The sequence below is a fragment of the Chitinophaga sp. Ak27 genome (assembly GCF_012726295.1).
GTDB lineage: Bacteria > Bacteroidota > Bacteroidia > Chitinophagales > Chitinophagaceae > Chitinophaga.
Window position 1 is genome coordinate 19500 of the sequence record NZ_JABAOB010000013.1, and the last position, 20875, is coordinate 40374.

General features: G+C 47.0%; 13 protein-coding genes. 5 read left to right on the top strand and 8 right to left on the bottom strand.

The features are described 5' to 3' along the window. Positions 1–40: 40 nt before the first annotated feature. From HGH90_RS30150 to HGH90_RS30160, 3 genes are read right to left on the bottom strand one after another with little or no spacing between them, the layout of a single operon-like run. Positions 41–1384 carry an alpha-L-fucosidase gene (locus HGH90_RS30150; RefSeq protein ID WP_168766082.1) on the bottom strand — a complete coding sequence of 448 codons (1344 nt, stop codon included), beginning with the start codon at positions 1382–1384 and terminating at the stop codon, positions 41–43. A 36-nt stretch (positions 1385–1420) separates the two neighbouring features. Continuing rightward, the gene (locus HGH90_RS30155; protein ID WP_211172710.1) at positions 1421–3580 is read right to left on the bottom strand and encodes an alpha-galactosidase; all 2160 of its coding nucleotides are present in this window, start codon (positions 3578–3580) and stop codon (positions 1421–1423) included. A 21-nt stretch (positions 3581–3601) separates the two neighbouring features. After that, positions 3602–5395, bottom strand: a complete 1794-nt coding sequence (locus HGH90_RS30160) for an alpha-L-fucosidase (RefSeq protein WP_169192660.1) — start codon at positions 5393–5395, stop codon at positions 3602–3604. Between the two features lie 766 nt (positions 5396–6161). Between HGH90_RS30160 and HGH90_RS30165 the strand changes: the two genes are divergently transcribed. The 4 genes from HGH90_RS30165 to HGH90_RS30180 all read left to right on the top strand — a co-directional run bounded on the left by HGH90_RS30165 (position 6162) and on the right by HGH90_RS30180 (position 10824). Further along, a complete protein-coding gene (locus tag HGH90_RS30165; protein ID WP_168766086.1) occupies positions 6162–6734 on the top strand; it encodes a TetR/AcrR family transcriptional regulator in 573 nt (190 codons plus the stop codon). Between the two features lie 40 nt (positions 6735–6774). Beyond that, positions 6775–7215, top strand: a complete 441-nt coding sequence (locus HGH90_RS30170) for a universal stress protein (RefSeq protein WP_169192661.1) — start codon at positions 6775–6777, stop codon at positions 7213–7215. Between the two features lie 260 nt (positions 7216–7475). Further along, positions 7476–10055 (top strand): phosphatidylglycerol lysyltransferase domain-containing protein, encoded by a 2580-nt coding sequence (locus HGH90_RS30175; protein WP_169192662.1) that lies wholly within the window; start codon positions 7476–7478, stop codon positions 10053–10055. A gap of 58 nt (positions 10056–10113) precedes the next feature. Further along, positions 10114–10824 (top strand): AcvB/VirJ family lysyl-phosphatidylglycerol hydrolase, encoded by a 711-nt coding sequence (locus tag HGH90_RS30180; RefSeq protein ID WP_169192663.1) that lies wholly within the window; start codon positions 10114–10116, stop codon positions 10822–10824. A gap of 10 nt (positions 10825–10834) precedes the next feature. Here HGH90_RS30180 and HGH90_RS30185 read toward each other — a convergent pair whose 3' ends face one another. From HGH90_RS30185 to HGH90_RS30205, 5 genes are all read right to left on the bottom strand, one after another. Next, positions 10835–11527: a LytR/AlgR family response regulator transcription factor gene (locus tag HGH90_RS30185; RefSeq protein WP_169192664.1), complete on the bottom strand. Its 693-nt coding sequence runs from the start codon at positions 11525–11527 to the stop codon at positions 10835–10837. Positions 11528–11964: 437 nt separating this feature from the next. Then, complete coding sequence (locus HGH90_RS30190) at positions 11965–12240, bottom strand: HTH domain-containing protein (RefSeq protein ID WP_169192665.1); 276 nt, start codon at positions 12238–12240, stop codon at positions 11965–11967. A gap of 221 nt (positions 12241–12461) precedes the next feature. Further along, complete coding sequence (locus HGH90_RS30195) at positions 12462–13829, bottom strand: TlpA family protein disulfide reductase (RefSeq protein ID WP_169192666.1); 1368 nt, start codon at positions 13827–13829, stop codon at positions 12462–12464. 197 nt (positions 13830–14026) lie between these two features. Next, positions 14027–16210 carry a DUF5916 domain-containing protein gene (locus HGH90_RS30200; RefSeq protein WP_169192667.1) on the bottom strand — a complete coding sequence of 728 codons (2184 nt, stop codon included), beginning with the start codon at positions 16208–16210 and terminating at the stop codon, positions 14027–14029. A gap of 210 nt (positions 16211–16420) precedes the next feature. Next, the gene (locus tag HGH90_RS30205; protein WP_248277100.1) at positions 16421–19036 is read right to left on the bottom strand and encodes a family 20 glycosylhydrolase; all 2616 of its coding nucleotides are present in this window, start codon (positions 19034–19036) and stop codon (positions 16421–16423) included. Between the two features lie 238 nt (positions 19037–19274). Here HGH90_RS30205 and HGH90_RS30210 point away from each other — a divergent pair, with 238 nt between their 5' ends. After that, the gene (locus tag HGH90_RS30210) at positions 19275–20858 is read left to right on the top strand and encodes an FMN-binding glutamate synthase family protein (RefSeq protein ID WP_168766100.1); all 1584 of its coding nucleotides are present in this window, start codon (positions 19275–19277) and stop codon (positions 20856–20858) included. Positions 20859–20875 lie beyond the last annotated feature (17 nt).

Here is a 20875-nt window from a genome sequence, read left to right on the forward strand (position 1 = left end):
GACGCCTTTTCCATCTCCCCGATAGCTAACAAAAAACTTTCTACTGCAATACGAGTTCTATTACTGGTATTTCATCATTAGGCTTGCGCACCGGCAAATCCAGCGCCAGGTCACCTTTATCCGTACCACGCATTTTTATTTCCGACCCATCGCTCAGCAATTGTGCATATTTCACTTTGCCTTTTAAACCTGGTAATTCGAAACGCTGCAAGGGATAATCCAACAGGTGTACATACAACCTTTTTGTAGTGGGATTGTAAGTCAACAGGCTGTTATCAGGACGCTTAAATTCCGCCGGCGCTTCTGTACATCCGTATATAGCGCGCCCATTTACCTGCATCCATTCTCCCATTCCTTTCAGTCTTTCCTGTGCACGAACATCGAAAGTGCCACGGGAGGTGGGACCTACGTTCAGTAACAGGTTACCGCCTTTACTTACAGATTCAATCAGGAGTACCAGTAATTGTTTGTTGTCTTTCCAGGAGGTTTCATCACGGTAATATCCCCAGGATCCGGAAAAAGTTTGACAGGTTTCCCAATGAATGCGCTTGCCATTGCGGGTAGGCCATTCAGACACCTTGTACTGTTCCGGTGTAGCAAAGTCGCCACCATCGTCGTATTCGCCCAGGTCGAGGCGATCGTTGATGATAATACCCGGTTGCAGTTTGCGGATCATTTTAATCAATTCCAGTGAATTCCAGTCGTTATGATCTTTTCCATGCTCGCCGGGGTAAGAGAAGTCCGTCCACAGGATGTCAATCTTACCATAATTAGTCATCAGTTCTTTCAGCTGATTTTTCAGGTAGGCGCGATATTTTTCCATATCACGGCCTTTGTTCAGCCTGTCGTAATCTTTCGGATCGTTGGGGCGCTGCGGGTGCACACGATCAATCGTAAAATCAGGATGATGCCAGTCGATCAGCGAATAGTAGAATCCAACTTTCAGACCTTCAGCACGAAATGCTTCCACCCATTCTTTTATCAGGTCTTTCTTAGCAGCCGTATTAGTGGCCTTGTAGTCGGTAAATTTTGAATCGAACAGGCAGAAACCTTCATGGTGCTTGGTAGTAATCACTGCATATTTCATCCCGGCAGCTTTTGCCTGACGGGCCCATTCCCGTGGATTATACAGGTCAGGATTATAGAGATCGAAATACTTTTGATAAGCACTGTCTGTTAAACGCTCGTAATTCTTTATCCATTCATGGCGTGCCGGCATAGAATACAGTCCCCAGTGAATAAACATACCGAAACGGTCATTTACCCACCAGGCGAGCCTGGCCTCTTTTTGTGCGTCTGTTTCGTTAAAAATTTTCTTTTCCTGGGCCTTTCCCTGCAGGAAAAGACTCAGCAACATGGCAACACAAATTAATAGTTTTTTCATAATGATAATTTATACAGATTTGGTTTGATACACTGTCTATTCTGCTACCAACCAGGTATATCCGCCTGCCGGTATCCTCACCTTTACGTGAGCGCAGTACGTACGGTCGAGCGCATACGTTTTTAACGCGCCTTCTTTCTCCCGGATGCGTACCTGGTTCGTCAGGCCGCTGTAATACAGGGGCAGGGCTATTTCCCTGGTGATATCCTCTCCGGTGGGATTGTACAACATGGCCAAAGCCTTTTGCGGCAACGTTGGGCTAACATGCATAATACCATCCCAGTCGCGCCCATCCGCTCTACGCAGGTGAATGACGTCGGTGTTCAAAATATCGCGGTACTTTTTATACCAGCCGATCATATTTTTCACCAGGACTTTTGTACTATCGGTATCGTATAAACGCGGTCCGCGGTAACAAGCCTGTATCCCAGCGCCGTAGTATTGCGCCATCAGCTGTTCGTAGGTATCCAGGTGATCTTTCAGCGGTTCCAGTGTTGCTGCTGCGCCGCCGCCCTGGTACTCGCTGAGCGGAACAAACCCCCAACCCATAGGTGGTGTTTTTTCCCAGGTGCCATCAAAAATATTTTGCCTGTTGAGGATGAGCTGTTCTGCTCTGGGTAATGAAAAGTTCACTTCCCGGTAACCCAATGCTATTTTGTTGGTACCATCCAGGAAATACCAGTCAGGTGCATTTACATATACGCCTCTTTCATTCATCCAATGGTACAATCCTTTCTGCAACAGCATCTGCTTCCATTGGGAATCGTCCAGGCCAGTATGCCCGGGGTGCTTCACTGATGCACATACATCGCCCGGGTAAGGACCATCATTTTCAAAAATATCGAAGCCGGTACTACTGAAAAAGTACTTTATCTTCTCCAGGTAACTAAGGCCCCATTTACTTCCCAGGCAAGGGGCGTTGCCGAAAAAGGCGCCGCCGGTTTTACCGGTAACAGGGTTGATCACATCGTCCTCCTCACTGATACGCCTGCTTGAAAAGAGCGAATAACCACCCAGCATCACCTGTTTGCTATGCGCGTAATCTGCCAGGGCTTTAAACTTAGCGATATTGGCAGCACTGGTATCTTCCATATTCAGGCCGCTGCCGAAACTCAGGATCACGCCCTCGTAACCGGTAGCCGCACATTGGTCGATAATATTTTTCACCTTCCCCGGGTCGCTGTTGACCAGGTGCATAAAGATGGGATTTTCGGTTGTCCACGGCGCTACGGTGCGATAGAAACGACGTTTGCTCAGGCCATTGCGTTCGCGGTCGTAGCTATCCAGTAACAATTCGTAAGTACGGATAGATTCGTAATGTTCTCCTGCTGCCATGCTGATTCCTACAGGCACAGTGGGATACACTTCCAGTAAACATGGTGTCTGATAGTCGTAATTCACCTGGGAAGTATAGGTACTATCCGCCTTCCAGTGCGTGGTTTGATCACTGAGATTGGCTTTCATGGCATTGTTGAAAGCATAGTTACTTTCAACATAGATGTTGTGTGGCACCTGCATTTTAGTTACGCTGCCAACCACGGCCGATTCTTCTTCCGGTGTAGCCAGTATTTCGTTAACTACCTGGTGTAACTTAACAGGTTGGCCGCTTCCGTTGGTAATCTCCAGCCATTTCGCCAATAAGGGAATACCATCGAATATTTCATAATGCACTTTTACTTCGATGCCTTTTAATTCCGGCACGGCGGATTGGTAACTAAATACCAGGGCCTTTCCGGTAGGCTGATGAGGATTGCTGCTCCAACCGCCGGCTTTCCATTTCAGGTACGGCTGTATATTGGTTACCTGGTGGCCGGTATATTTAAAATCTTTATCGCCGGCTGTCAGTTTATCGAGCCAGGCGGGTAGCAGGTAAGCCTGCTGCGGCTGCCCATATGCCCCACCAATCATATAGTCGTGCCCATTAACTGTAATACGGGCCTCTGGTTTCACCGCGCGCAGCAATTGGTCACCGTTTACCAGGTTGCGATAGTCGGTGCAAACAACGTTGGGGGTTATACGAAAACTACGGCTCAGCAAACCATTGCTAAGGGTAATTGTCTTATCTTTTTCCATTACTGTGGCCACATAGGGCTTATGATCAATCAACCAGTCCTTTGCAGGGGCTTTCACCTGTGCGTGAGCCATACCGGCATGCAGGCTAAATGCCCATCCCAGGAAGAGAATTCTTTTTTTCATGTTCTTGTACTGCTTAAAAAATTATTTCACGGGCTGCAGGATTACTTTCCTCAACCAACATAGCTCATTTTTATTGCCGGATACCGGCTTCACCGTTAGGTTTTGTTTACTTGCTTTGTCAATATGTATAATGCCAATCGAATGCTGAATAAAGGGCATGGGCAGGTGACTGTTATAGGTACCAGTAGTAAGGGTGAGGAAAGGCAACCGTTGCCCTCCCACTGTTACCAGTCCCTGCTGGGATGCGTTGCCTGGTTCGCAGGCATAGTCCAGGATTACTTTATAGTCGCCGGCATCCTGAATATCAAGGGGAAATACCACTGCATCATCGGGTGTAGTCATGCCAACTACGCAGTTATCATGTTTCCAGTCACCGTAATAATGTGAATAGGTAAACAGTTTAGTTTTGGCGTTGCCATTGAACACCGCCCATACTGCGGGGATTTCCGCCGTTGGGTATTCACTGCTCACTGTTTGTGTACGAAGCTGAGACAAGTCAGGTTGTTGTCCGCTGTATTCCATTAGCAACACTGTATTGCGTGTATCCGGCAGGGTTACTGGGAGCTGTACAATAGTTTCTTCCGGTAGTTGTTTCCAGGAGAGCGCTGTGTTGCTTCCCATTATTTTCACTGACTTCACCCTGGCGGTGATGCCGGGTACCCGTATTTGCCTGTTGGCAGGCATTTGCCATACATGCAGGAATAACTTGCCGGGTTTGCTGGTGGTGACGCCCCAGGGTTGAGCGGGGATGAGGCCCCAGGTAGTGCCGTAAATGCTTTCGCCATAGGTTTGCAGCCATTTACCGGTAGCTTTCAGGTAGGCGACAGAATAGGCAGGCCATTTACCGTTACCATCGGGACCAACGTTCAGCATCAGGTTGCCTCCTTTGGACGCCACATTGGCCAGGAGGCGGATAATTTCTGTAGGGGATTTAAAGTTGAGATCATGTTGAATATAGCCCCAGGAGTCGTTATGTGTATAAATCGATTCCCATGCGCCGGCAATGGGTACCGGTGGCACTTCAGAGTCGCCAAAGTCCCGGTAGTCTCCCAGGTCGTGGCCCACGCGGCTGCTGAACAGGCAATTGGGCTGTAGCAGGCGAAGGCTGTCGATCATGGTCTTTGTTTGCGCAGAAGAGAGGCCGCCGGGCATATCGAACCAGATGATGCCGAGGGGACCATAGTTCGTCAATAGTTCTTTTAGCTGCGGGATGGATTTACTGCGGTAATATTGCTGATAATCTTTCTCTCCTTTAAAATCCCAGTTATTGCCACCTCCATTTGGTTCGTGCCAGTCGAGGAACTGGGAATAGTAGAACCCAAACTGGATGCCTTTAGCTTTGCAGGCTGCCGACAGCGCTTTCATGGGATCTTTCTTATAAGGGGATGCGTCGACAATATCGAAGTCGGTTACTTTAGAATCATACATGCTGAATCCTTCATGATGCTTGGCGGTGATTACCATGTATTTGATACCTGCTTCCCTGGCTGTTTCGGCCCATTCGTTGGCATCGAAGCCAACGGGATTAAAGGTTTCGGCCACTTTTGCGTAGGTAGTTGCCGGCGCTTTTGCCCGGTGCATGATCCATTCGCCGCTGCCATAGTAGCTGCTGTCGTTCCAGCGTCCACCCAGTTTGGAATAAAGGCCCCAGTGGATAAACAGTCCAAATTTGGCGCTGCGAAACCATTGAAGTCCCGGATGGGTGGCATTAGCTGCGGCAGATTTATTCCACATATCGGGCATGTCCTGTGCAGTGGCTGGCAAAGCAATCCACAAACATAGCAATAACAACAATCGGGATATATGGTGGAACATATAAAAGGCTTTATGATAGATGATTAGCCGTAAAAAATATACATATCCTACCGGATATACAAACGACTGGAAAAATGGTATCAGGGAAAGGGAAAATGGTACAATAACGCGTACCGTTAACCAACGGTTAACGAATATTACGACCAGTATTATCTAATTTAGTTATGCAAGTGGTCAGCTTGGTGTCAGAACAACTAATAGCGTTCTCTTCCACAAAAATTGCATAAAGTAATTAACAGGCTATAATGCGTTAAAAGCATCTGACGCTATGTCGCGGATGCCATGTGAATGTTTTATCTCGCCTCTGCTGTATGTCATCAGCAGAGGTTTTTTATTAGCGCAGAAGCATAAAGCTATTATGGCGAATGATTAAAGCGAATTTAAACTCGCTAAGTTTTTCTCCACAATAGCTTTATGCTTTGCGCTTTATGCTTTCTGCTCCATCCGTTCTCGTTATTTCAATTCTTGTTTGGATTCTGTTAACTCTCCCTGGACCTTAGGCGCCTAATATTGCGGTATCAGTTTCATGTCATGTTCTGGCAACTAATCATGCATACAACTAAGAAATATCTCAGCAGTCCCTGTCGGTTTTTCCAGGCCGGCAGGCTATTTTTTCCATCGACGCTTGTTTAAACAGATACCCTTTGTTCTAACGAACCAGGGGTTTTTGATTTAATCATCATCTAGCTATAGCGCCTTTGCAGTTTCTACTGCGGAGGTTTTTTTCATTTTTTAAAATGAATATTTATTCGCTTATATTTGTATAGTGAAACTGAAAGATGACAAAAAAGTAGTGCAGATATTCCAGGCAGCACTCAAGCTGGTGGCTAAAAAGGGGCTATCTGGTATTACTATGGGAGACATTTCCCGGGAAGCCGGTATCGCCACAGGTACCGTGTATGTTTACTTCAAAGGAAAAGACGAACTGATTAACGCCCTGTTTGCTGCCTGCAGGGAAAACTCTGTAAAGGTGTCTTTTAAGGGATATCAGCCGCAAATGCCTTTCAAGCTGGCTTTCAAACACATCTGGCTAAATATCCTGCGCTATAAGCTGCAAAACTTTGAAGAATGCGTTTTCCTGGAGCAATGCTATCACTCCCCTTTTATTACGGCCGAAACCCGTGAAAAGGCCTTGCAGCTAACGGCTCCTTTCTATGAATTAATGATCAGAGGACAACAGGAACAACTCATTAAAAGTACAGACATCGGGCTGTTACTCACCTTTATTATCGGTACCATCAACGAGCTGGTAAAGCAAACGCATTACAGCGGTATTACCCTTAACCGGAGTAAGATCAATACCTCTTTCGACCTTTGCTGGGATGGGCTGAAAGCATGAGTTAAAAATGAATAATCGTTCACAATAAATACATCGGCATATGTCAAACATTATGATCGCAGTAGACCTGGGCAACTTTTCAGAACAATTGATCACCACCGGATTAGAATGGGCCCGTAAAATGGATGCCAACGTAACCCTTTTTTCTGTTGTAGAAATAGGGATGGGTATAGGTTTGCCGGAAAGTGGTCCTGTATTTACAGATGATATTCCTGCCCGTATCCGGGAAGTAGAGGAAAGGCTGGAAACGTACAGACAAAATTATCCCGACAGCGACCGGATAAAAATCCTGGTAACCGCCGGTAGCCCGAAGAATGAAACATTAGATCAGGCACATGGGAACAATATTTCCATGCTGGTAGTAGGCACCCACGGCAGAACCGGTCTGGATCATATGCTACTGGGCAGCAACGCCGAATACATTATCCGGCACTCCCGCATCCCTGTGCTCGTGATACCTTACAACCAATATGAGCACTAACGCATTAACACTCAACAATCAATAAAACAGTTCAACCTGTAAAAACATCCCGGCTGAACAAGCCGGGACGTTTTATAGCCCCACCCAGTCACCACAAGACAACTTCAAGAAAAAGGGATGCTGCCAGTGCAGTAATGCAAAGGAAACGCGGCGCATTAAAATACCCTTAAACTCTTTTCTGTAACGGATCTGCTTAAAAAAAGTTGATGTAACTTAGCTGGTTAGTGCGAACAAGTATCAACAACGAAACCTACAGACTTTTGAGAACGAAATTTTTTACTGCAGCATTTTTACGTAAGCTCCACCTGAAAGAGCTGTTAGCAGTGCTATTTATACTTTTAGCTATTTATTTCTTCCGTTCCCAACGCCACGAACTATACTCGCTGATTCCTGCTATTGAAAAGGCCGACCAGGGATGGGTAGTGATCGGCGTGCTGGTAACGGCTGCTTATATCTTACTGCAGGCGGGCATGTACGTTTTTAGCTTCCGGGCCGTGGGAGCGAGACTGGACACAGTTAAGAGTACAGAACTTTTCCTGAAACGCAATTTATTGTCTGTATTCCTGCCAGCAGGAGGCATCAGCTCGCTGGCTTATCTACCCCAGAGCCTGCGCCGTACCGGGTTACATAAACAACAAATTCACCAGGCTTCCGGTATCTATGGCTTTGTAGGCATCTTGTCTGTTTTCCTTGTAGGCATCCCGGTAGTAGGATATGCCATGTTTCACGCCGCCACCATGAAAGACGCAGCATGGGGCCTGGGGGCCATTTGTGCCTTGCTGGCGCTGGTAGTTTGGCTAGTGAGGTCTATGCAATCGAAAGGGAAAGCCTACCAGTTGCTGGTAAAGTATTTTCCGGGCGCTGCTCACCAGGTGGACGACATCTTTACCTTTCATTTGTCTGTACCCGCTTTCATGAATACAGTATTGTCTTCAGTACTGATAGAAGTGGCTGGCGTGGCGCATTTATACCTGAGCATGCTGGCCGTAGGAGTTACTCCTTCGCTGGAAGCGGCCTGTGTAGGCTATATTGTGGCTACTATCTTCCTGATTATTTCTCCCTTCCTGCGTGGATTGGGCGCCATAGAGCTATCCCTGGCGTATATACTCAACAGTTATGGCTACAGCACATTACAGGCACTGGAAATCACGCTGCTATTCCGCCTTTTTGAATTTTGGCTTCCGCTGGTTGCCGGCATATTTGCATTTGCGCTGAAAGGCCGGGAGCTGGTATTAAGATTAGTTCCCCCCATCTTGATTTTCCTGTTGGGAATGGTCAATATATTTTCTGTGCTTACGCCGCCGTTATCTTATCGTATGCACATCTTACGGGCTTATATCCCCGGCACCTCTATACATGCCACTAACCTGTTGGTAGTTTTTCTTGGTTTGGTACTGTTAGTAACGGCTACCTTCCTGATCCGTGGACTGCGTAGTGCATGGATAGTGGCTTTGTCGGTATCGTTGTTGTCGGTATTGGGACACATCGGGAAAGCACTCGACTACGAAGAAGCCTCGCTGGCACTGGTAACGAGCATTATATTGCTGGTTACTGCCAAACAGTACCGGGTAAAAAGTAATCCCCAGCTGGTAAATATCGGGGTAGTAACGGCATTGGCAACATTGGTGGTGGTGTTGATTTTTGGCACCATAGGTTTTTATTTTCTGAATGTGCGGCATTTTGGAATTGACTTTACCTGGCAGCAATCTATCCGGCATGCCTTCCACTGTTTTATGCTGCTGGAAGATGATGGCCTACAACCGGTTACCCGTTTCGGGAAAGAGTTTATGTCCGCTATTCGCGTATTGGGAGTCAGCTCCTGGGCCTTTCTTTTTTATACCATTATACGTCCTTACCTGCATGTAGCGCAGCAAACCAACACCAACCTGGAAAAAGCACGTTTTTACCTGAGCCAGTATGGCGATTCTCCTATGGATTATTTCAAAGTGGGACAGGACAAATTGTTATTTATTTCCGAAAAACATGAAGGTTTTATTGCCTATCGCGTGGCAGGCAGTTTTGCAATTGTGCTGGAAGAACCGGTATGCAGCGAAGATAATAAGCTGATGCTATTAATTGAATTTGAACAACAATGCCGTAAGATGGGCCTGCGGCCTGCTTTTTACCGGGTAGATGAAGACAGCACTTATTATTTCAGTCACCTGAAAAAGAAAAAGATGCTGATAGGTCAGGAAGCCATCATGGACATCCGGGATTTCACTTTGAGCGGCAAGGACAAGAAATCATTGCGTAATGGGCTTAACAGCCTGGCTAATAAAGGCTATGTAACCGCCTTCCATGTGGCGCCGCAAACGCCAGCCATGCTGGCCGAGCTCCGGGCGGTAAGTGATGAATGGCTACACCAGTATGAGGTAAAAGAGCTTACTTTTTCGCAGGGATTATTTGACGAGTCAAGCGTTCGGGACCAGGATATCATTACCGTGAGCGATGCCGAAGGAAAGATCGTTGCATTTTTGAATATTATTCCCGACTATGCCCCGGGAGAATGTACCTATGACCTGATCCGTAAACGTTCCGACGCTCCGGGAGGTGTAATGGACGCGTTGATTATTGCATTGATACAAGATGCGCAACAGAAGGAATTACAGTTCCTCAACCTGGGCATGGTACCTATGTCCGGCATTGTACAACCGGCAAATACTGCGGAAAAAATGGTGAAATATGCCTATGAAAAGCTGCGTTTTTTCCGTCATTACCAGGGATTACGTGAGTTCAAAGAAAAATACGCCACTGAGTGGACCAACAAATACCTGGTGTACGAACATGACTTTGACTTGATACAATTACCAGCAGCCCTTAGCAAGGTGATGCAACCCTGATTGCGGGCGAACAATCACGGAATGGAATTTGTTTTACAGACAGGTGTTAATTTAGCGTATGTTATTACCAGGTTTATCCGAATTCCGGAAATTATTGACTTGTTTGCTGTTAATGCTAACAATAGCCTTGCAGGCAAGTGCACAAAATGGGGCAGTTAATTTGCCCGTGGTCACCAAAGCGCCGGCTACTACCACTACTGCCCCGTTAATTCTTTACATTACCGGCGACGGGGGTATGAAAAAGTTTTCAGCCAACGTCATTGAATCCTTTCATCAACAAAACTACCCGGTTGTGGCGCTTAATGCGCTCAAATACTTCTGGAATAAAAAAACCCCTCAGCAGGCGGCCAGGGATGTAGCCAACTTGATCAGCTACTACCAGTCGCAATGGGGCCATCAGCAGGGCGTAGTATTAATAGGCTACTCGCTGGGCGCCGATGTGCTGCCTTTTATTTACAACAGTTTACCCGCCAATGTCGCTGCAGAGGTAAAGCATGTAGTGCTCTTATCGCCCTCACTCTATACCGACCTGGAAGTACATGTATCAGATATGCTGGGTAAGTCGAGTACCCGGGGCATGAGTGTGCCTGCTGAAATCAATAAGATGACCGGCAAACCATTGCTCTTGGTTTTTGGGGCGGAAGAAAAGGATTTTAATTTTTCTGCGCTGAATATACAGTATCAAAAGCTGATACTTCCCGGAGGGCATGCCTATGATGAAGATGCCAATGGGGTGGCAGGCAAGATCCTTACTTCACTGCATCCCTGAGCCCTTTCCTTTAATAAGGTAGTTTATAGCGTTTGGCGAGTTCATTCCTCATCTCCGTTGTGAGGGCAATCCTGGCGTCTCCTATCATTACATGATCCTGGTCAAGATGTGTAATATGGCGGAAGCCTACCACAAACCAACGATGTACTCTCATAAAGGCATTGGCAGGTAGTTGTGCAATAATCCAATCAAGTGTTTCTGTTGTTACCAGCTTCTGATCTACCATATGCAGGGTAATATGGTCATCTAGTACCTCTACATATTGCAGGTCATCATACATCACTTTTTCGTGTCGGTGTTGTGTTTTAAGCATAAAGTAAGACGCGGGTAACTGAGTGGGTGTCGTAGTTGCGCTCATGTCGATGATATTATAAATGTAATCAAATATGTTATCCAGGTCGGTTTGGTTAAGGGGAGCATGCAATAATGCTGCAGGCAGTACATCGTAGCTGAACGACGGTGATGCCTCATACGTCATCAGCATGACGGGTAATACATTCCATTGTACTTGTTCTTTTGGGAGCTGATCGGGATAGTGTCCGACCAACATTACATGGATAGTGCGGGTTTGCAACCAGAATGAAGCTTCTTCGATGGTCTTAAACCGTCCGGCCAGGTAAACGCAGGGAATCCGGGACAGGTAACTTTCCAGGTTTTCAAATCCGGCAGGATCATCCCCTATTATGATGCAGTTTAGTACCATAGTGCCTTCAGGTTTATTACGGGTACGAAAAAACAACGGTATCAGTTGCCCACAGCGATGGAAGATTAAAGAGGGCAGGTGACTGAACAGAAACCCGCGTATTATCTAAAATCTAATCTAAACCGCGTGATGAAAAAAAGGTTATTCGCATAATACTTTATTAAAGTTGACAAATACTGTTGGCGTTAAAGGTGGATTTATTTAGGGAGGGAACAGTTAATCGAATGTTAAGTATTCCGGAAAAAGAAGGGTGAACAGTAAAGTGGTTGCTATAGCAGCAATACTTTGCCTGTCCACCCTTTCAGGAAGATTACATAAAAGATCCTGTAACAACGGTTGTCAGTTGCACAAACGGATCTAAGGCCCGGAAGTGGGCGACGATGGCGCAGTGGGAGCTAACAGGAAAGCCGGCTAACTGGTCAGTGCGCGGACCATGTTTACCAAATATACAGGAGTAAAAGTAACATAGTACTCACGGTGATCAGGCTTTTCGAGAACCTGACATTGAAACCACCTTTTTCTGAGTAATAATAACTTTCCTTGTACCGGTCGTACTCAATGGGAGCACCTAACTCCTTCATCATTTTGAGGAATTCATAGAGTGTTCTTTCGGAAATACGAAGCCGCTTGGCTAACTGAGCTGGCTTACCGGTCCCTTTGATCCTGATAAGGTAATCAATGGTCTGTAGTCTGTCAAAATAACGCTTTGGCATGTGGCATAGAGGGGTCTTAACGGTTATTTACTGAATATACGATATGTGCCTTGATTAAACCAGTATTCTCATATATATATTTTAATGTAAATATTAACATTCTGGTTTAAACGGGTTTTCTAAAATTTTAGCTGCAGAACAATGGCGCTGATGCGGTTTAGCTGCGTACTTTTACTAAACGTTTTAATCATCATTTTATTGGATATTCCGCCTAAAAATACTCACTGCGATAATGCTTCATAGATAATGTTAGCCAACGCTGTACCGTGATCCACTGCGGGATCCGGCGGTCTGGTAGCAAATATTTTCCCATTCTTCCCCACCACAATTAAGGTAGGATATCTACTGATATTGTATTGCGTAAGTACATCGCGATGTTGTTCATCCATACGCAGCAACCACCCCGGCAAATCCTTTACAGTATTGCCATCGCAGCAGATATTAACAAACGTCACCGTGGTTTCATCAAAGCAGTTTTTTATTTCTGCAAGGGCATGCAGCAACGGATCGCTGCCACTATAGAAATGCAACAGCACTACCTTTCCGCTGAACTGCTGCAGGCCTACCTGTTTGCCTTGCTGATCTGTAAAAGTGAAGGGAGGTGCTACGCTTCCCCTGCTGATACCTTTACGCGAACGCCCGTAAAGCCTTGCCACTGCCTGTTTACAGGCATCGTCCTGTACTATTTGCAGGTAGTCGCGTACACAATTCTCCTGCTCTTCCTGCTGATTGCCTGCCGCAAATCCAAGCATCAGTTCATGTGCCAGCAGTTTATCACGCAACCTGCCACTGTAATGAGTTTTAATCCATTCATAAATAGCCTGGTTACTACACTCATATCGATGTTGCACAAAATAATCTACTTCTGCTTTTTGCAGCAGATACCCCAAATAGCGTATAGACGTCGCTGTTACATCTGACGGCACAATATCAGGCCACGCCGGCGCCAGGGCTGTTTTATAAAATAGCAGCTGCCGGTCTTCCAGGGTGCTGTCGGGATCCGGTGATAACTTCCAGAACGTGCCCGCCAGTTTGGCCGCCGTTTCTCCATATATATGTGCACGGATTACTTGCCAGGTTTTCATGTCCATACTATCGCGGTAATGGTTCAGGACTTGCCCGGCCACCTCCAGTTGTTGCCGGAAAGCTGCCGCCAGTTTGCCGGCATCAGATATAACGGGCACGGGTATCCGCTCCTGCTCCCGCTTTGCGTTATATAGCGCCCGGCACACCTGTGCGCCGTTGCCGCTTAAAGCCAGGCTATCTGCACGCATTTTCATACATATGCTGTCGCCACTACGGATCAATCCATAAAAACTATAGCCCGTTCCGGCATCTGCATAAAAAAACACGGCTGCACCCACAGGCAGCGGTATCCGGAAATAAAAGGAATCAGGAATCAGTGAGGTATCCTGCGTAATGGCCGGGGAAATACCGGGGTCTGTCCAGTAAGTAAGAGATACCTGCGGAACATGGCGGTCGGCTACCTTGCCGGTAATAACTGCCGTAGTTTGGGCGGCAGCGCCACTTGTCAGTAACAATAATATGCAGCATAGCCCCAGCTGCTGCTTCAAGGGATGAGGGTTCATAAAAAATAATTTAAATGGTAAAATCCCCATGGTAAACACCACAGGGAGATAAAATTCACAACGATAGTAAATGAAAACTTCCTAATATTTAATAACAGTTATAACTGTCCTTTTTCACGCACATTTAATGCAATGATACCGGGAATAAATATTGGAAGTGTTAATGCATTCTTAACAGTTAATACAAAATCGGATAATCAGATATTAAACCAGTATACCAACTTGAGCACCAGCGCCCTGTTTTTTACATACAATGGCTCAGGAAGGTAGTTATCCGTATATACGATAAAAAGGTCGGAAGCGGGTTTATAACGCCATTGAAAACGGGTATTTAGGTTCATGTTCTTCTGCTGACCATTATACTGCATAAAACCGGTAAAAAACAGGGTATTGGTCATGGTAACATCCAGCCGCGGGCCTACCAGCCAGAACGAGGTATTACCCCAGGGTTTGGGCAAATCAATCTGGTTGTAGTTGGCGCTGAGTGCAATGCTCACGTAGGGTTGGAAGCGGTAGCCCAGCTCTGTATTAGCCATCAGCCGGGTACCATCCGCATAATAGCCTCCATAGCGGGCCGACAGCGCGTAAGTAAATAAGCTCTGGGGCTTGGATACATAATCTACCCCCACCGTATTCCAGTTATGCCGGGTGCCATTTGCCAGGCTATCTTTATGTGAATTGGTAGGATCAAAGGGCTGCAACAGCTGGATATAGGTATTGGAGGCCCATATATTCAGGGTATTGCGCTTCCGGAATACAATACCATAGTTCAGCATGGTTTCATTGTCGGTCCGGTGCAGGTCTTTTTCATCGAAGAACCAGGTGCTGGTTACTTGTGGCCCATGGCTCAATACCTGGCCCGACAAGGGGAAAAACAGGCGGGTTACCTGTGGCACGACCTTCACATAGCCCTGCCGGGGCACATATCCCACTTCTGCATTGTAATTACGGCCTACATATTCGTGCTGCCAGCTCACATTCCATACCTTGCTGGTGTATTGCAGGTTGGCCGCATGAGCAATATCGTGCCCCGATTTACCGGGAGTATACGACTTCAGGAACATAGCTTTGCCGGTCCAGAAATTGTTGGATGAGGCCAGGTTGTACTCCAGCCCCATATTCCGGTTGTATTTATTATACACTGGCATATCCGTTATCTTACCGGGATCATAGTTGACGGATTCCTTGTTAATAAAAATGAAGCCCACATTGGACCGTGAAAACACCCTGCGCTGTAATGCCGCTACGGTAAAGTTCTGCGCCGGCAGGCCGGTTTCTTCCTGCTTACCGGTTTGCATATTCATAATACCTAAACGCCAGTCCTTATTCAGCTTGCCGCTCAACCTGGCGCCGAAGCGGATAGGTACCCCGCCCAGGCCTATACGGCGGGAGAAAAAAGGCCGGATGGTGGCATACCCGAAATTGGACATCTGATCCCCGTTTTCCAGGAAAAACTGCCGTTTCTCGGGGTAAAATAATTCAAATCTATCCAGGTTGGTTACCTGCTTATCTACATCCACCTGGGAGAAATCAGGATTTACGGTGAGGTCGAGGTTCAGGGAAGAGGTGACCGCTACTTTGGCATCCAGCCCTGCATCCCGGCGGTATTTTTCATTGGTTCCCTTTTCATAATCTTTGGCGATACCGCCCAGCACATAAGGAATCAAGGATACGTTGGCACCCGCTTCCGGGGGCGCAGCATCCCATACCAGGTTGCCGGTATACGCCAGGGAAGCGGTAGGAAATTGCCGGGGAACCGGCGCCCAGGCCGACTTTTCGGTTGTTTTCAGATCATTGCGGCTGAAATTAATCCCCCATTTGGTAATCCCCTTTTTATAGCGAATGGTTTTAAACGGAATAGCCGCTTCAAATACCCATTTATCGGGATAATTTTTAACAACGGATACCCATTTATTATCCCAGCTCAGGTCCACTTTTCCGCCATCATACATCAGCCCGTCCCATTGCGCGCCGGCGGCATTGGCGCCGAAAGAAAAGCCGTTGGTCTGATCATCGAAAGGATCCATGAACAAGAGGAAGTTATCATTTTTGAGAAATGCAAAGTCCCTCCTCAGCGATTCCACCATATACGGGCCTTCCCCGGTGGTATAGTTTTCCACTACCAGGTACAGGTTATTATCATCGTAAGTCATGCGAACATCCGTACGCAACCTGGCCGTACTGGTATCCATGGGCAGTACCATGTAAAAATTGGTAGCTGCATCGGCCTGCATCCACGCAGCTTCATCGATCACACCGTCTATCTTCACCGGGGAAGCAGCCTTGCGTATTTGCAGCTGATACGATTCGTTTTTCTTTTGTGCCAGTACAGTTACAGTGATGAGCAGCCCGCACAGCAATAGTGGAATTTTGCGAAACATCGGGTCCTTATGGATTTAACGAACAAAATACAAAAATCAAAAAAGCAAGGAGTAAAAAATGGATGAAGGGTAAATACCCGTGATACAAGCACGAAGCTGAAAGCATAAAGCAAAAAGCTATTGTGGAGAAGAGTTTAGCGAGTATTTAAAGTTCGCTCAGACCAATCCCGACAACAGCTTTTTGCTTTATGCTTTCAGCTTTGTGCTTTCTTACAACTTGTTGTTCTTCAGCTGCGTGTCTGCTACCGGTACTTTCACAGTAGTTGTTCTGCTGCTGCGGCCGCGCGGGCTGAATACTTTCAACTTCACTACCTTGCCGCCTGCCTGCACAGCGCCATTATATACCGGGCTTTTTAACGTAGGCTCTTCACCGTTAGTTGTATACCGGATAATCAAACCAGGCATCTGTACATTGGCAGTCAACACACCGTTATCAACAGCAGCGCCGGCTGTAGGGATGCGCCAGTTAAATCCTCCATCATAATAGTCCAGGCGTGGCATTTCGCGTTTACCCATTACGTTGCTGAAAACGCTCCAGGCCTGTGCATACATGGCATCTGCTTTAGTGGCATCCTTTTCCGTAGCCCATGCCGGATCCTGCGCCCAGGCGCGTTCTGCAAGCCCCAGCAACTTAGGCAGTATCATATACTCCATACGATCTGAACTGGTTACTGTTTCGCTCCACAACAAGCCCTGTATACCGGGAATATTGGACGCACCAAAGCTCGTTAAACGATCCTTGCCTACAAACAGTTCCGGTGTTACCGGATTACCTCTGCCATCTACTTTTTGATTTTTGTAATAGTCGAAAGGAATGAAGTAAAATGGTTTATCCACATCTACGAAACCGCCCCAGTAGAACCCTGGTTCATCGAACGATTTCATGTAGGCCATGTCAAAGTAAAAGTTACTCACGCCAGATAATACCACTTTGTAGCCTGCGTTGGCCAGGCGATAGGATAAATCTTCCTGTCCTCCGCCAATCACATTGTTCCATACATTAAGCTGGAAATTGTCGTTTACGAAGTCGGGATTCGGGATGCTCTGCGCTTCCCCATTGATGGATGTTTTACGCATACCAGTTTCTTCCCAACCTGCTACAGATAAGCCTCGGGCTTTGAGCAGATCGTTTACTTTACGGTAGTAGTAATACCATAGATCATTAACCCCGGTGAGTGATTTATCCTGCTGCATCAGTGCCAGGCAGGCAGGCGATTTTTCAAACACGCCGCCTGGAACTTCATCCCCACCCATGTGTACGGCTGCCAAAGGCGCGCCCGCTTCTTTGTACATAGCCTGCAGTTCCTCCACTACTTTGTCCAGGAAGCGATAGGTAGAAGGCAAGGCTACGTTCATCACGTTGTCGCTCCAGTTTTGTACCGAACTATAGGTTGATTTATCATCCAGGTCGGTGAGTAAATATTCTTTTGCTTCCTGCTCTTTACCAACTGCTTTCAGCCGGTAGTAACGGGATTCCATCGACTTCACTGCCGCGCGGGCATGGCCGGGAGATTCAATTTCCGGTAATACACGTATATGCCTGGCCGTTGCATAGCGCAATATTTCGATGAAGTCGTTGCGGGAAAAGTAGCCCGTACCAGCGGTATTAGTGGTGTCGGGTCCGGAGCCATAGGAAGGCGGCAACATATTTCTCCAGTCAGTGCTATGTCCGCGTTTTCCGCCTACGCTGGTGAGTTCTGGCAGAGAGGGTATTTCCAGGCGCCAGCCTTCATCATCGCTGAAATGGAAATGCAATACGTTTAATTTATAGAGGGCCATGAGGTCCAGTATGCGTAACATATCGCGTTTGTTGTGGAAGTTGCGGGCCACATCGATCATAAAAGCGCGGTAGCCGAAGCGGGGTGCATCGGTTACGTCCACACTGGGAATAGTAACAGATTTCTGTGCACTGCCCCAGGCGGCGGGCGGGATCAGCGTTTTCAGAGACTGGATACCATAAAAGGCGCCTGCTGCTGTTCCTGCGGTAATTACCACGCCTTCGGGACTTACTTTCAAAGTATATCCTTCCGGCTTATCCTGCGCCATGGCAGCATCAAACACAAATTTCACGGTAGTCCTGCCTGTTGTTTTTTTACTGAGGAGCCTTTGCAAATCTGCCTTGAGCATATCGGCGCTGGGCGCCAGTTGCGGATCTGCGCTGATCATCGGTAAATCGGTCCAAAGCAGGTTGTTGCCCGTAGCGGCATAAGATATTGGTGTGGGAAATACCAGCGGCAACTGGGATACCGGAATATCCTTCACCGCTGCATTCTGTTTAAATATATCCGTTGGCGTTATAACAGCTGTTTTATCGCCCGGGTAACGCATCAGCTGTTTAGCCGTGGTAGACGGGCGGATACTATAGTCTTTAATCGAGAAACCTTTTTCCGGCATTTGTTCCCATACCAGGTACAGGCCGGCCGGGGCATCGGTAAAGTTCACGGCCCAGGCATCGCCGGTGATAGCCAGCTTGAGCGAATCGCCAGGTGCAATGCCGGCAAAGCCTTCAGCGGGTGTAAAGCGGTACAGGTCACCGTTAATATGATCCACTTTCACATGACCGGGTAATTCACCCGGAGTTACCATTCGTATAAAGTTGAAATACAGCTGCCATCCTTTAGCCGGGAAGGGCTTGTTGGAGGTATTCACAAATGTGAAGGCAGACAGGAAGTTATCTTTTCCCTGGTAGTGGTTTTCTACCACTTCCCAGCTGGTTTTAAGACGGGATGCATCGTATGGGGTTTGTTGTGCCTGTGCCCCTGCTATCGTACCAAACAGGAACATGCCCGTTGCAATCATCTTATTAAGATAGTTGTATCTTTTCATGTGGTGGATAAGTTAGAAAATTGGCGATTTTGAAAGATAATAAATTAATTTAAAAACTGACGGAGGAAAGGGATGATTAATTTTTTTTCCAGGATAAACGGAAGCAGCGAAAATTTCACAGGGAGAAAAACTACCGGGGTGAAAGATATTTAACAAATTTATCTGGCAGACGTTAAGTAGATTTATAAACTAATGGATAAGGAAGCTATAGCATCAAAAAAACTCAAATCTCACAGCCATGGTTAAAGCATTTATCGGATTTTCATGTATTAGTTTAGGCATTGTCATCGTATTAGGTTTATTCTTTCCCTGGGTTTTCTGGTTATTAATCCTCGTAGTACCCATTATCGCCATGGGTGTGCTGGACATGCTACAGACCAGGCATGCCATTATCCGCAACTACCCGATTGTAGGGCGTATGCGCTATTGGATGGAAGCGTTGCGGCCCAAGATTTACCAATATTTTGTAGAAAGTGATATCGACGGCAGCCCCATTAACCGGGTAGACCGCTCCACCATTTACCAGCGCGCCAAGCGGGAATTAAACTCCCAGCCTTTTGGTACGCAGTTCAACGTATATGCGGAAGGGTATGAATGGATGGCACACTCTATCCAGCCCCAGGATTTCGGTAACCTGGATAAGGATCCCAGGGTAACCTTCGGAGGGCGCGACTGCCAGCAACCTTATTCTGCCAGTATTCTCAATGTGAGTGCCATGAGTTATGGCTCTTTAAGCAACAATGCTGTACAGGCCTTAAACGGAGGCGCTAAAATTGGCGGGTTTGCACATAATACCGGGGAAGGCGGTATCAGCGATGCGCACCTGGCTCAGGGCGGCGATATCATCTGGCAGATAGGTACCGGCTATTTCGGATGCCGTGATGAAGATGGAAATTTTTCTGACAGCCTGTTTGCGGAAAAAAGTGCCTTACCTGCTGTTAAAATGATAGAGCTGAAAATATCACAAGGGGCCAAACCCGGCCATGGCGGTATTTTACCAGCCGCTAAAAATACACCGGAAATTGCGGCCATCCGCCATGTAAAACCGCATACCACGGTATTTTCACCGCCCTACCATAAAGCCTTTGGCACTCCCCGGGAAATGATGTTATTCATTCAGCGGTTGCGCCAACTAAGTAAAGGTAAGCCTGTTGGCTTCAAACTATGCATAGGACAGCCAAGGGAATTTTACGCGCTATGTAAAGCCATGATGGAAACAGATATCTACCCCGACTTTATCACCATAGATGGCGGAGAAGGCGGTACCGGTGCAGCGCCACCAGAATTCTCCAATTCTGTGGGCATGCCATTAATGGATGGACTTTCTTTTGCACATGATACACTTACCGGCTTTAATATCCGGCATCATATGAAGTTGATCGCTTCCGGGAAAGTGCTGACGGGGTTTCATATTTTACGGGCCATGGCTTTAGGTGCAGATACCTGCAACAGTGCCCGTGCTATGATGATGGCCCTGGGCTGTATACAGGCATTGGTGTGCAACACCAATAAATGCCCAACAGGTGTAGCCACGCAGGACAAATGGCTGGCAGCCGGCCTGGTAGTCGATGATAAAAAACAAAGGGTAGCCAACTACCATCGCGATACCATTGAAAGCGCCATAGAGCTGGCTGGAGCGGCGGGGCTAAGAGATCCGCACGAGGTAACCAGGCGGCATATTTTCCGCCGGGTATTTATGAATATGGTAAAAACATTTGAAGACATCTATCCCAGCGCTGCACCGGGCATATTGCTGAACGGTCATATGCCGGAGCACCTGAGAAAAGAAATGGAAACAGTGGCGATTGATAGCTGGAATTGAGCAGAAGGCGAAAAGCA